The sequence below is a fragment of the Pseudohongiella spirulinae genome (genome assembly GCF_001444425.1).
GTDB lineage: Bacteria > Pseudomonadota > Gammaproteobacteria > Pseudomonadales > Pseudohongiellaceae > Pseudohongiella > Pseudohongiella spirulinae.
In genome coordinates, this window is sequence record NZ_CP013189.1 from 1,765,021 (window position 1) to 1,779,144 (window position 14,124).

9 protein-coding genes and 1 tRNA gene are annotated in these 14,124 nt (G+C 53.4%); all 10 read right to left on the minus strand.

Annotated features, from left to right (window positions below; genetic code table 11):
* Window positions 1-50: 50 nt before the first annotated feature.
* Window positions 51-3,230, minus strand: coding sequence for an efflux RND transporter permease subunit (locus tag PS2015_RS08015; RefSeq protein WP_082628040.1), 3,180 nt, complete (start codon window positions 3,228-3,230; stop codon window positions 51-53).
* A 35-nt stretch (window positions 3,231-3,265) separates the two neighbouring features.
* Complete coding sequence (locus PS2015_RS08020; protein WP_058021716.1) at window positions 3,266-4,426, minus strand: efflux RND transporter periplasmic adaptor subunit; 1,161 nt, start codon at window positions 4,424-4,426, stop codon at window positions 3,266-3,268.
* A 176-nt stretch (window positions 4,427-4,602) separates the two neighbouring features.
* Window positions 4,603-6,195 (minus strand): protein adenylyltransferase SelO, encoded by a 1,593-nt coding sequence (locus tag PS2015_RS08025; protein WP_156412690.1) that lies wholly within the window; start codon window positions 6,193-6,195, stop codon window positions 4,603-4,605.
* A complete protein-coding gene (locus PS2015_RS08030) occupies window positions 6,195-7,382 on the minus strand; it encodes an acetyl-CoA C-acyltransferase (RefSeq protein WP_058021717.1) in 1,188 nt (395 codons plus the stop codon). Before PS2015_RS08030 ends, PS2015_RS08025 begins: the two co-directional genes overlap by 1 nt.
* A 53-nt stretch (window positions 7,383-7,435) precedes the next feature.
* Window positions 7,436-7,921: a DUF6644 family protein gene (locus tag PS2015_RS08035; RefSeq protein ID WP_058021718.1), complete on the minus strand. Its 486-nt coding sequence runs from the start codon at window positions 7,919-7,921 to the stop codon at window positions 7,436-7,438.
* Window positions 7,922-7,927: 6 nt separating this feature from the next.
* Window positions 7,928-8,404 carry a DUF6644 family protein gene (locus tag PS2015_RS08040; protein WP_156412691.1) on the minus strand — a complete coding sequence of 159 codons (477 nt, stop codon included), beginning with the start codon at window positions 8,402-8,404 and terminating at the stop codon, window positions 7,928-7,930.
* Between the two features lie 19 nt (window positions 8,405-8,423).
* Window positions 8,424-9,674, minus strand: coding sequence for an EAL domain-containing protein (locus tag PS2015_RS08045; protein WP_082628041.1), 1,251 nt, complete (start codon window positions 9,672-9,674; stop codon window positions 8,424-8,426).
* A 129-nt stretch (window positions 9,675-9,803) separates the two neighbouring features.
* Window positions 9,804-10,634, minus strand: coding sequence for a CvfB family protein (locus PS2015_RS08050; RefSeq protein WP_058021721.1), 831 nt, complete (start codon window positions 10,632-10,634; stop codon window positions 9,804-9,806).
* An 80-nt stretch (window positions 10,635-10,714) separates the two neighbouring features.
* Window positions 10,715-10,791: transfer RNA gene (locus tag PS2015_RS08055), tRNA-Pro, on the minus strand.
* A gap of 162 nt (window positions 10,792-10,953) precedes the next feature.
* Window positions 10,954-13,863 (minus strand): TonB-dependent receptor domain-containing protein, encoded by a 2,910-nt coding sequence (locus PS2015_RS08060; RefSeq protein ID WP_058021722.1) that lies wholly within the window; start codon window positions 13,861-13,863, stop codon window positions 10,954-10,956.
* Window positions 13,864-14,124: the final 261 nt, after the last annotated feature.

The following is a 14,124-nucleotide window of genomic DNA, read 5'->3' on the forward strand; positions in this document are numbered from 1 at the left end:
CTCCTCAACAGTAATTTCCCTATATCAGGCGACGCTGCTGCCAGACAAGCCTACAGATCATCAAGGCGCTGATTGACAGTCTGACCATCAGCACCACCTGCGTGCGGCGGCAACGGAGCCGATCTGGCCCCAGTGTATTTGCTTTGCAAGGTATTAAGCAAGTTGGAAACCGCCTGCGGCGAACCCGTGTTACGGGCCAGCAGATCATAAACTACGGGCACCACAAACAGGGTCATCAAGGTGGTCATCAATACTCCCGAGAAAATCACGGTACCCAATAACATGCGACTTTCCGATCCCGCACCGGTGGAGAAGATCAGTGGCAGCGAGCCCATCATGGTCGATAGCGCCGTCATCAGCACAGGCCGCAGTCGCATGTCACAAGCTTCGACCAGCGCCTCACGGAAGGCCTTGCCTTCGTCGCGCAGCTGGTTGGCAAATTCGACGATCAGAATACCGTTCTTGCTGGCAATGCCCACCAGTACAATCAGCCCGATATTGGTATAAATGTTCAATGTACCATCGGTCAGCAACAAGCCAATCAAAGCCCCAAATATAGCAAGCGGGACCGTTGTCATGATTACCAGAGGATGAATAAAGCTTTCGAATTGCGCGGCCAGTACCAGGTATACCACCAGCAGGGACATGGCAAAAATAAACACCAGCCCGCCACTGGCCTCCTTAAGCTCCAGTGATTCACCTTTATAATCAATCTGGGCGTATTCCGGCAATTCTGTCAGCACCAGGTTTTCAAGAAATGCCAGCCCTTCGTCCAAGGTGACACCGGGCTGTAAACCTGCACTGATAGTGATGGCACGTACCCGGTTATAACGATTCAGTGAATTGGGTGATGAGGTATTTTCAATGCGGATCAGGTTGGCCATCGGAATCAACTGCCCGGTGCTTTCTGAGCGCACATAAATATTGGTCAGATCGTCCGGCGACGCTCGCTGAGTCTCTTCCGCCTGAAGAATCACATCGTATTCTTCACCCGCATCAACAAAGGTCGTCACGCGACTTTCGTTCATCATGGCCTGCAATGTTCTGCCAATGCTCTGAATCGACACGCCAAGATCGGCAGCCCGTACCTTGTCTACCGTGATGGTGAGGCTCGGGCGAGTTTCCAGAAAGTCAGAGGTCATGCGTGTAAACAGACCACTGGCTTCACCCTGTTCAATCAACATGTCACGCCATTGGGCCAGCTCTTCATAGGTTCGTCCACCAATGACAAATTGGACCGGCTGACCACCGCCACCGCGCACCAGACCAGAGCGCATGAATATCATGGTTTCCAATCCCGGAATATTGCGCCACTCGGTCATCAGCTCGCCCATGATTTCAGTTGTTTCACGCGGCCGCTCGGCCCAATCAGGGAGCGCAATAATGGTCATGCCGCTGCTCACGCCGCTACCGCCACCAAAACCAGGCAGCATGGTCACAATGCTTTTCACCTCACCCCGATCCAGGTAAGGCATTAGCGTATCCTGCAGCAGATTTGTCTGTTCCTGCATGTATGCCATGCTGGCTCCTTCCGGGCCACTCATGCGTGCCATCATCACACCCTGATCTTCCTGCGGGGCGAATTCTGATGGCACCTGTTGCCAGAGAAAATAGACGGCGATACCAATAAAAAACAAACCGGCGACGACCAGCGAGCGGAATTTGAGACACACCTCAAGTGTGCTATGGTAACCGCGCTGCAACCAGCGGAAGAATTGATCCACCTTACGGGTCAAAAAGCTTTCATGGGAGTGGTTGTTGAGTAGCTTTGAACTCATCATGGGTGTCAGTGACAGGGCCAGAACCGTCGAAAACACCACGGCACCGCCAATGGTAATCGCCAGTTCATAAAACAGAATGCCCATATTGCCTTCCATGAACACCACTGGCACAAAAACCGCGATAAGAACCAGCGTTGTGGCTATGACCGCGAATCCGACCTGACGAGAGCCATTGAAGGCTGCCAACAATGGCGGCTCACCCGCCTCAACACGTCGCTGAATATTCTCCAGAACCACAATGGAATCATCGACTATCAAACCCACACACAGCACCATCGCCAGCAGCGTGATCAGGTTGATGGTCAGACCGAAAGCCAGCAGCACGATAAAGGCTGCCAGCAGACAAACCGGGATTGTAACGGCCGGAATCAGCATACTGCGGATGGAGCCCAGGAACATGTAGATGACCAGACTGACCAGCGCAATGGTCAAAAAGATGGTTGAATAGACCGAACTGATGGCGTTTTCGATAAATTCTGCATCGCTGTTAGACAGAACCAGTGTCATATGATCTGGCAGTGTTGCATTGATACGCTCGGTCAGCGCCTTCGCCTCACGCAACACGGACAGGCTGTTAGCGTTTGACTGCTTGACCAGCCCCAGGCCAACCGCGTCAGTGCCATTGCCCTGAAAGACAGAGCGCGTGCTGGCCGCGCCCAGTTCAACTCGTGCGACTTCGCCCAGTGTAATCTGGTGACCGTCCTGACCTCTGCCGATGACCAGTCGGGAAAAATCGTCAGGTGTCTGATAAACCCGGTCCACGCGAACGGTAAACTCACGATCTACAGAATCAACACGTCCGGCCGGCAATTCCAGATTCTGGCGACGCAACGCCGATTCGACGTCCGTTACCGTCAGCCCGCGCGCCGCCAGCTTGACCCGGTCAAGCCATACTCGCATTGCATAGCCGCCCGTACCCCGCACACTAACATTGGCCACGCCATCAATGACAGCAAACTGGTCGACGATATAACGCTCAGCATAGTCATTGAGCTCCAGAAAGCTCATCCGGGTACTTGTCAAATTGAAAAAAGCGATCGGGCGGCCATCGGCGTCAGCCTTGGCAATTTCCGGCGGATCCACGTCTTCGGGCAGTCGCCGAGTAACGCGGGAAATTTTATCCCGAATGTCATTGGCAGCCTGGTCGATATCACGGCCCACTTCGAATTCAACGGATACGCGAGAGCTGCCGTCACTGCTCGAGGAGCTGATCGAGGTTACGCCTTCAACTCCGTTAATCTGGTCTTCGATCAGCTGGGTGATCTGCTGCTCCACAATTTCCGCCGACGCACCCGGATAGCTGGTGCTGACAGACACAATGGGCGGGCTGGTATCAGGATATTCCCGCAATGGCAGCTCCATAAAAGACAGGATGCCAAAAGCCACCAGCAGCAGGCTGATGACTGTCGCAAAAACCGGGCGTTTGACAGAGATGTCAGACAAAACCATGCTAATTTCCTCTGAAAACAGTCAGTACCTTCACATCAGGTACGGTTATTACTGTCGGAACCGGATGTTCGACTGCTGTCGCCCGCACTGGACGAAGTGCTGGAGGTCGGGTTGTTAAGAATTCTTACGGGCTGTCCCGGGCGCACCTGGGCGACTCCCTCGGCAACCACCCGCTGCCCCGGCACCAGGCCTGACAGCACCTCAACGATGCCCGGGCGTCTGGCGCCCAGTGTCACTTCAACGCGGCGTGCCGTGTTTTCTTCATCAACTACAAATACGTATTGGCGTCCCTGTGCGGGCACAACGGCCTGCTCCGGGATGACAATGGTGTCACGCTCATTAAGCATCATGCCCACGGTCAGTAACATGCCGGGGCGCAGGTCCCCGTCGGGGTTATCAATAAGCGCGCGCACCGGTACAGAGCGGGTTGCTTCGTCGACCCGCGAACCGATAACCTGCACATCACCGGTAAATGTCCGGCCCGGATAGACAATACTATTGGCATTAATCTGCAGACCACTCTGCAGTTGAGCCAGAAAGGACTCTGCCACGTTGAAATCAAGTTTGATGGTCGAAATATCATCCAGGGTAGTGATGGCCGTGTTCGGAGTCACCATGGTTCCTTCGCTGATGTTACGAAAACCGAGCACACCGCTGAATGGCGCCACAATCACCCGATCACGCATATTGGCAACCACACCTTCCAGCCGTGCAGAGGCAGTCTCTACCCGGCTTTCGGCGTCATCAAGATCAGACTGGGATACCAGGTTATTGGCACTCAACTGTTTGACGCGTTCCAGCTGGCGACGGGCATCATCAAGTGCTGTCTGTGCTTCTGACAGACGTGCTGTTTCAGCGGTATTAGTCAGCTCAACCAGTAAATCGCCCTTTTCCACGTAGTCGCCGTCGGAAAAATGCAGCCGTGTGACAATATCCGAGACTTTAGGGGTAATGGTCACCGATTCATTAGCCTGTGCGGTGCCCACTGACTCGACGCGATCGATGAAACTGCCTCTTTCTACCAGAGCGACTGTCACTGAAGGTGCCGCCATCCCGCCAGGCCGCCCTCCCATGCCTGGAGGTCCACCGGTTGCATTACCTGCCGCAGGCTGGAGCTTGGTATAAACACCATAAGACAGAGCAATCAAGGCTGCCAGAAAAAAGATGACAAGCGGGTGTCGGCTGATAAATTGCAATTTCCACTCCCGGGCCAAGGGCCACTTCCAATCCGTCGGCTTACAAAAAAATAAGCGCTGTCAGGTGCGCAAGCTGGAGTATACGGTCTTGATAAATGACTGTGGTGACAAAGTGTTACCGCAGTTCAAAGTTGCGCCCAATTAACTGACATTTACGATCAAAAGCAGCAACAAGATCATGAACTGCATGAAAGCATGGAACATCCGGCCCGGCTGCGGGCCCAATCCGGGCGCAATGCACCGAAGCGGGCGGCCTGTTGCGGCTGATCGGCGTAAGGCTGCCTCAATACAGCCGAAAGCTCATCGAACACTGACCAGTCGCCCTGATGCGCGGCATCAATGGCCTGTTGGGCAAGGTAATTTCGAAGCACGTAGCGAGGATTGCAATGTTTCATGCGATCACGGCGGGACTCATCGTCGGGATCACGAATCAGAAGACGGTATTGTTCCTCCAGGCGACGATAGAGGTCGAGATTCTCCGCCCGGAGTTCGCCCGCATAAAACGCGGACTGCACACAAACCTGCAATGATCTGTTGTCATGCGATCGGCCGAATTCGCTCAATGAGCGAAAAAACAGCGTCATGTCGGTCTCCTGAGCGGTTAACGCCTGTTCCAGCAACTCTTTGACCGGCGAGGCAGCCAGGTCTTCAGCATCAACGCCCAGTTTGTCAGCCATCATTTGGTGAAGGCGCCGGCTCAACTCGACTGCAATCACATCCACCGCATCCTGAAGTGGCTCTGCCTCGCCAATCAATGGATAAATGGCATTGGCCAGACGAAACAGATTCCAGCGCACGATTTCTGGCTGGGCCCCGAATCGATAACGGCGCTGTCCGGCATCGGTGGTGTTCGGTGTGCAGTTCGGGTCGTAGTCATCTATCCAGCCATAGGGGCCATAATCAATGGTCAGTCCATTAACGGCCATATTATCTGTGTTAAGCACACCATGCACGAATCCCACCCGCTGCCAGGCAACTACCAGATTCATGGAACGATCACAGACGGCGCTGAACCACTGCAGATACACCGCGACCCTTTCTGCATCCGACGTTGACGTTGCCAGCAACGGGGCCAGCTCAGGATAATCATGGCGAACGGAGTAATGCAGCAGAGCCCTCAGTACATCGAGTTCACCTCGCACCGCAGGCAGCTCGAAATGACCGAAGCGAAGGAAGCCAGGCGCAGCGCGGCAGACAATCGCGCCCGGCTCATTTTGCGGATTGCCGTCATAAAACATATCACGCACCACCATGTCCCCGGTCTCCACAAGGCTCAGGGCCCTTGTAGTCGGGATGCCCAGATGGTGCATGGCTTCGCTGCAGAGGTATTCACGAATCGATGAGCGCAATACCGCACGACCGTCAGCATGTCTGGAATAAGGCGTTCGTCCTGCCCCTTTTAGCTGCAGGGTCCAGTTCTGGTCGTCTGCTGCCTGCCATTCACCGAGATTGATCACCCGTCCATCGCCAAGCTGACCGGCCCATTGCCCGAATTGGTGTCCTCCGTAACAGGCAGCATAGGGCTGCATTCCATCCATCAGACGATTGCCTGAAAAAACGGACGCACAAAGTTCTTTTTCAATCGTCAAGCCCAGCTGTTCTGCCAGGCTGGCGTTCCATGCTCGCAACTGCGGAGCGGAAACCGGTTCAGCTCTGGCGGGCGACCAGGCCGCTCCGTAAACCTGACGAGGCTCAGCCGAACTCTCGCTGGAAGCACCCTCTTCGCCCGGCAGCTCACGAACATAGGTGTTAACAAACCCTGTCATCATTACCAGTCAATACCATCCATACGCTCTATTAAAGTCGCATTGGCCGTTCCACCACCTTCACAAATAGCAATCAGCCCGTAACGCGCCTCGCGCCGTTCCAGTTCATGCAACAGAGTTGTAGTCAATTTGGCGCCAGTTGCACCCAAAGGATGACCAAGCGACTGTGCGCCGCCATTCACATTAAGTTTTCGCAGATCTGCACCGAGCGCTTTAGCCCAGGCCAGTGGCACTGACCCAAAGGCCTCGTTTACTTCATACAGATCGATATCATCTATAGTCAACCCCGCCCGTTCCAGGAGCTTTTCTGTGGCAGGCACCGGACCTTCCAGCATGATCTCCGGATCAGAGCCCACCACGGTCAAGGTGTGAATCCTGGCACGTACAGGTAAATTGTATCGTTCCACCGCTCGTCGGTTTGCAATCATCACAGCGGCTGCGCCGTCGCTGATCTGGCTGGCAGTGCCCGCTGTAATCACGCCTCCTTCAAACAGCGTTTTCAGGCCTTGCATTGACTCAAGATTGGCATCGTAACGGATACCTTCATCAACAGTATGCGTTTCAAGGCTCCCATCCTCAGTCGTAATTTCTACCGGCACGATTTCGCGATGAAAATATCCATTCTGGGTCGCCTGAGCCGCGCGCTGGTGGCTCAACACACCAAATTTGTCCAGCTCATTACGGCTGATATGGTATTTTTGTGCCAGCAATTCAGCGCCGGAGAATTGGCTGAATTCTATACCTGGGTACAGCTCATCAATTCTTTCACCGCGCGGCACGCCGCGCCCCAACGATAAGGAGTCATTTATATTCGAACCGATCGGAACCAGGCTCATGCTTTCAACACCGCCACAAATCACCAGATCCTGGGTTTCCGACATCACCGCCTGCGCACCAAAGTGAATGGCCTGCAAGGAAGAGCCGCACTGTCTATCTACTGTGACACCTGGCACCGAAATATCCAGCCGGGACGCAAGGACTACATTACGTCCAAGATTACCCGCCTGTGCGCCAATTTGACTGACACAACCAAATATCACGTCGTCAACCGCCATTACCGGTACGGCACTTCTATCCAACAATTCATCAACCACGGCCGCGCCCAGGTCGATGGGATGAATTTTGCTGAGCCGGCCATTTCGTCGCCCACAGGCTGTACGCACCGCGCCCACTATGTATGCTTCGCCCACTTTCTTTCTCCTTTTTTTGCAGATCACTTATTTCTCAGGCTTGTAACGATCAGTCAGATGATATGTCCCACCCAGCGACCCGACAACATGACACCAGCCCATAGCAGCAATGAGGCAAAGCCCGCCACCCGAACGGATACAGGCAATGTTTCAGCTTGCTGAGCATTGCGATAACGACGCAGCATAAAATGCAGCAGCACCATATTGATACCCGCCAGCAACATCAAAATCATCTTCCACTGAAAAGCAATATTCAGTACATGCGCACTCGCCCGGGTAATAAACAGACCAAGACCCGTGACCACCGAGATCACAAAAGCGCCCCAGACCCAGGGCAAAAAATCACGCGTCAGCATCTGCAGACTGTATATTCGAGCCGCCAGACCACACAGGCGCAGGTCCACCATCAACAGAGAGCCCAGCATGAAGGTAATGCCAATCACGTGCAGCGAGTTGAAGAGCGGAAACAACCAGGTAGCCCCTATTTGCTCAGACAGCCAAAGATACTCAAGATTCAACCAGAATTCACTTTGCAGCATAAGCCTTCACCCTGCCCAGAATATGTAATCAACATAGGCAATCCAGCGTCCTGCCAGCGCCGTCAACAACCACGACAGCAACGCGCACACCGCCATCAGTCGGGCTGTGATACCCGGCGCCTCAGAAGACAGCCGCCGTAAATGGCGCAGAAGGCTGATGCTGGCGAGAAGCGCCACAAGCAAGGCAACCAGTTTGATCGCAAAAATGGGGTTGTAGATATAACGCTGCGGGCGTGCCAAAAAAAATGGCAAGGCACTGAACAGCATGACCGGCAGGCTCCAATAGAACCAGGGCTGCAATCGCAATCCAAGCTCCTGCAGTTGTTGACGACGGGCGGCTATATTCAGTACCCGCAGGCAAATCATGACAACTGATGCCATGAGCATCACCAGCCCCAATAAATGAATAGTCTGCAATATAGGTGGCAGTCCCGGGATACTGCGTAGCATTTCTGTACTGAATTCACGTAGTGAACTATTCATGAACCACTCAGAGAGAAGGTCACGCATCAATGTGCACCCCGTTCAGCAGGCTTATGGCATCTGACTCAGCAAGAGGCCTGGAGAAATAGAATCCTTGAGCTACGTGGCAGCGTAAAGAGCGCAGCATACTGACTTGCTGGTCGTTCTCCACACCCTCGGCAATTATCGATAAACCCAGGTTGTCACTGATCGACATAATAGATCGAACAAGTCCCAGCGCACCGTCATCACTACTCATGTTACTGATAAAACTCTTATCAATTTTAAGTGTGCTGATGGGGTAGCGGTGCAGGTAACTCAAAGATGAGTAGCCGGTACCAAAATCATCAATTGACACTTCCATGCCCTTATCCCGACACAGTTTGAGCGTCTCGCTGACATGGCTCGCCTGACGCAGCAATAAGCGCTCGGTTATCTCAAGATGAATATTGCGGGGCTCAATGCCTTCCTGTTCGGCGACATTGCAAAGCGATGTGACAAATTCCGGCTCATCAAAATCCTGCGCCGAAAAATTAATGCTCATAAAAAGATCGTTATTGCCTGCCGCTTGCTGCATTCGCAACAAGGCTCCGCAGGCCTCACGAAATACCCAGCGTGTCGCCGCTATTATCTGACCGGTTTCCTCTATAAGAGGGATAAACTGATCCGGTGGCATACGGCCATGCACTGGATGATTCCAGCGCAGCAACGCCTCAAACCCAATCACCGTACCACTGCTTAATTCCACAAAAGGCTGGTATTCAAGAAACAGTTGCGAATCGGCGAGCGCAACCCGAAATTCGTTTGACAGTCGAACGGCATCCAGGACTTTGCTCTGCTCGGCGTGGGCATGCTCTTCCCGCTCCAGGGCTACCGACGCGGGATCAAGTTCGCCCAGTGAGGCTGAACGCTGCAGGATATTGCGATACCGCATCAGGATCAGTCGGGTAACCAGACCAACAATGGGATTGGCGTGCGTAAGCGCCTTACTAAACTCTGAACGACTGATTTCCAGCAGACAGCAGTCCTGCAGAGCGATGATCGATGCGCTGCGAGGCCCACCGTCAACAATTGCCATTTCGCCAATCAGACTGCCAGCGCTGCGACGGGCCACTTCAACCTCGCTGCCATCCGCCAGGCGCACCAGCACCTGAACCTGACCTTGCTGGATAAAGTAGGCAATCTCACCAGGCTCGCCCTGGCGCATGATAATTTCGCCGGCCCGGAAGTTTTTTTCCACCTGCGGCGTTTCAGCTACCAGCAAGTTGTGTAGATGAGAGTCTGGCGTCATAGCAGAATCGGGCTTTTAATGATTATAATCAGCACGAGTGTACGCTGTAACACACATCAACGCCAAGTGCACAAGCAGATTCAATACCGCCCAGCCCGCTCATCTCTTGAATGCGGGCATGTCGAAGATCTATAAAATTCGGATACCGTCAGCACTCAGATCAATAAGGCCATCCTTGTACAGGCGGCCGATGCATTTCTTGAAAGCCGCCTTGCTCATGCCCAGTGTCTGCTCTATCAATTTCGGATCTGATTTGTCGTGCAGCGGTGCAAATCCATCCTGTTGACGCAGATATCGCATGATAGTCTCAGCGTTTTTGTCGAGCCTGTCATCCCGACTCTGCAAACTCAGATCGATCTTGCCATCGGGGCGCACATGCTTGATATAACCCCTGAGACTCTGACCAAAACTCAATCGCTGATTGACGTCAGATTTATGCAGCAAGCCCCAATGACTGTGATTGATGATAGCCTTGTAACCCAGATCTGTGCTGTTAGCTATAGTGAGAGACACGGCCTGACCAGCCCGGAATCGATGCGGCCGATCATCATCCAGGAATTTGTCAATTTTGGAAGATGCGACAATCCGCCCATGTACCCGGTCGACGTACAAATAAACCAGACAGGACTGGCCGACCTTCATGGGTTTGTGTTGTTCGGGATATGGAACCAGCAGGTCCTTCTCCAGCCCCCAATCCAGAAACGCACCGGCGTTATTGACATCCACTACCGTTAAAAAGGCAAACTCACCCACCATGGCCAGGGGAATACGGGTAGTGGCGATCAATCGGTCATCACTGTCCAGATAAAGAAACACACTGATTTCCGCGCCGACTGTCAGTGACGCCGGCAGGTGCCGGCGCGGTAACAAAACCTTGCCGAGATTTCCCGCATCCACATAGGCGCCCATATCGGACAATTCGGAAACTCGCAGGGTGTAGCGTTTGCCAAGTTGAATCATTGTGGTGAACCCGCACCTCTGAAACAAGGAACCGCAGAAAGCAAAACAGCGACCTGAGTCGCTGTTTTACATAAAGAAATTGGTCGGAACGGCAGGATTTGAACCTGCGACCCCCACACCCCCAGTGTGGTGCGCTACCAGACTGCGCTACGCCCCGAAAAGCCAGAGCGGCATTATACTTGCCCTGCGCCGGCATGCAAGTAGATGTACCGATAAAAGCGTTCTTAAACAGAACTCTTAAACAGAAAAAGGCGGCCCGGGGGGAACAGGCCGCCTTTTTACTGTATTGATTACAGCTGCCTATACAACTGCATACACATTACATGTCAAATGTAACGCGACCATATACCATACGTCCTGTCGGATCATACAGAATGGACTCCATACCACCGAGCATGGGCACTTTCTGAGGCAAACGATCGAACAGGTTACGGGCACCAATGGTGAAGGAGAACTCACCACCCAGCGCCTCTACACCGCGGTAGTTGTAGCTGGCGTCGGTGATGGTTGAAGCACGCAGTGTGTCTACCTCGCGGTAATTGCTGAACGGCAGAAGCCGCTGGAATGAGAACTTGCTGGCATCAAACACCATGTCATCAATGTATCGAACCAGCACGTTAGCGCTGTGGTTACCACGAGACCAGCCCAAACGGGCGTTAGCCTTCCATTCCGGCATGGGTGGTACCGCACCAGTCAGGTTGTTCTGCAATCCTTTTGCCTCAACAACCGGCCGCTCAGGTGACAACTGATAGGTATAGCTATCCACATAAGTGGCATCCAGACCTACCGTAAAGGTGCCCCAGTCTCTGACATCAAACTGATAGGAGGTCTTCAGATCGATAGCCTTGACCAGCATCTTTGAAGCGTTGCTGGAACTGCTGATGATGCGATCAATCTGGGCCATATTGTTCGGATCACGCTGAATGCGCTTATCCGACGCCGGATTGGCGTTCCAGGCAGCTACCTGAGCCAGTGTCGGCAGTCCAGGGCCCGAGAACCCGGTCTGTTGCTGGAAGTTAAAGAAATCGGCAGCCAGAATATCAGCCGTTGTTGAGCTGATGATTCGGTCGACGAAGTCCGTCTCGCTCCAATCTACACTGATGCTCAAGCCATCAATAGGATCGATGGTGATACCAAAAGACTGGGTATCAGCCGATTCCGGCACCAGGTTCGGGTTACCCTGTGAACAGTTCGCAGTAAATGCAGCGAATGTTGTAAAGGGGTCAGCTACGTTGGTCAGACCACAGGACTGAGGAGCATTGAGCTGGTTCAATGACGGTGCAATAAATGAGGTGCCTTTTGTTGCCCGAAGAGTCAGCCAGTCAGTCGGGATATAAACCAGACCGTACTTGGGATCAGTAGAGGACTGGCCCGTGCTGTAAGACTCATCACGGACCGCGACCTGTGCTTCCAGGTTATCCAGAATCGGCAGCGACAGTTCCGCAAAGTAAGCATCTACTGTACGTCCATCGCGGACCGGGAACAGTTGCGTACCGATAAACACATCACCAGTCAGGCTGTGCAGACTTGGGGTGTTGTCAAAGCGATCTTCCCGATATTGGTAACCAAATGCCGCGCCGATCTGGCCACCGGGCAACTCGAAACCACCGGGCGCAATCACGCCGTTTATGACCAGATCAAAGGTCTGCAGGGAGTCCACATCGTTGACGCGGTTCTGCAGGTAGGTTGAATCAGCAACTTCCTGGGTGTTCAATGTAGACGGGTCAGTGGACACAAATGGATTGAAACACGATGCCCGATCATTCGCCACATCGCAATTCAATCCGTCGGTCAGAGCACTCAGACTGAAGTTATTGGCGAGACTTCGGTCTGTGTGACGTGTGTACATATAAGTCGCGGAGCCTTCCCAGCCTTCCAGGACGGGTACAGTGAAGTCGGCACGCAGCGCTGTGCGCCAGCCACCAATCTCACCGGCGCCTACAGTTGCACCATCTGGTCCCAGTTGAGACGGCAAAGTACCGTGTTTACCCCAGGGACGCCAGGATGCGAACAACACATCCTCATTAAATGGAATGCCGCTGTTTGCATCGGCTGCACGTATCACGTTGCCATTACCATCACGATCCGGCACGCCGTCACCATTGGCATCAACGGCATAGAGCTGGTTGCCATTGGCATCACGCGCCGGGAACGGGTTGCCCGGAATTTCTCCGCGAACCGGCGGCAGCTCACCCACACGTCCACCCGGGTTAGAGGGCGAACCACGGTTATATGACCAGCGTTTGAACAATCCCCACTGCGCAGACAGAGTCAAATCAGAGCTGACATCATACTGGGCGCTGGCAAATGCCTGTGCAGTATCCTGCGCCGCCCGAAAATCCCAGAACTCACCAAAGTCATACCAGCACTGTCCACCAAATGTGAAGCCATTAGGGTTGTTGCCCATCTGGGTCGGATCTTCGCGGGTACCGCCACAGTTCGGATCAGAAATTGTGCGATATGCGCCGGTCAGGTTGCCACTGGCATCACGCACGGGCACGCGGTAGCGACCCGGGTTAGGCGTGCTGGATGAGGTCAGTCCGGCATTAAAGTTGTCGGGACGATCGATCATTTTCAAACGACCATTGGTGCGGTATTCACCAGCCACTACCAGGTCTATGCCATTCCATTCAGTACCGGCCAGCAGGCTGAACTGATCGTCGGTATAGTCGCCGCGATCATCACCCTGGCGATAAGCTTCCAGCCGCACACCGTCGTAAGATTTGCGCGGCACGAAGTTGACAACCCCTGCCACGGCCTGGGAGCCATAGAGTGCGGCTGCACCATCAGTAACGATGTCCATGCGGGCGATGGCGATCTGGGGCAAGAATGTGTTCACGTTTGTGCCTATCACACGCATGCCATCAACCAGATTCAACGTTGCGCCTGATCCAAGGCCGCGCAGGTTAATTGATGTGGCAGTGCTGGAGGCACCTGTCAATGAGTTTTGGGTAATGGTGGAACCCTGGTTGAAACTCAGGTTATGGATCACGTCACCCATATTGGGTGTGCCTTCCACAGCGATGTCTTCTGCAGTGACTTGCAGAATCGGTGAAGCCGCCTGGAATCCCTCAGAGCGACGAATGAAGGAACCAGTTACTACAACTTCTTCAACTTCGGGTGTCTGCTGGGCAATCGCTGAGCCAGCCGGTAGCATCAGACTACTGGCAATTGCAACGTACAACAGCTTACGGACGGGCTTGTGGGTAGTTTCATTAACAAACTTCATCTACGAACCTCTTGATAATTATTATTTGAAACAAAGAGTCGTCGATGCTGAGACAATAGCCAACCCAGGCCTCTCCCGAAACCTGGTAGCCAACAACAAGCCTCAAACAGTGACATGCTTCTTTTTATTTTTACTGCTTAAGAAACGGCAACATGTAATCGCTGCCGCGAATGCAATATATCATTCGAGATGATGATGTAAAGATGAAATTTGTGAAAAGCGGAAAAACATTTAGAGCAATCGCTCGAAACAACATGTAGC

Excerpts from the sequence above, each read along its gene's own strand:
- PS2015_RS08025 (WP_156412690.1), bottom strand. The coding sequence starts at position 6,195 with ATGATGACAGGGTTTGTTAACACCTATGTTCGTGAGCTGCCGGGCGAA.
- PS2015_RS08015 (WP_082628040.1), bottom strand. The coding sequence starts at position 3,230 with ATGGTTTTGTCTGACATCTCTGTCAAACGCCCGGTTTTTGCGACAGTC.
- PS2015_RS08050 (WP_058021721.1), bottom strand. The coding sequence starts at position 10,634 with ATGATTCAACTTGGCAAACGCTACACCCTGCGAGTTTCCGAATTGTCC.
- PS2015_RS08060 (WP_058021722.1), bottom strand. The coding sequence starts at position 13,863 with ATGAAGTTTGTTAATGAAACTACCCACAAGCCCGTCCGTAAGCTGTTG.
- PS2015_RS08040 (WP_156412691.1), bottom strand. The coding sequence starts at position 8,404 with ATGAATAGTTCACTACGTGAATTCAGTACAGAAATGCTACGCAGTATC.
- PS2015_RS08045 (WP_082628041.1), bottom strand. The coding sequence starts at position 9,674 with ATGACGCCAGACTCTCATCTACACAACTTGCTGGTAGCTGAAACGCCG.
- PS2015_RS08035 (WP_058021718.1), bottom strand. The coding sequence starts at position 7,921 with ATGCTGCAAAGTGAATTCTGGTTGAATCTTGAGTATCTTTGGCTGTCT.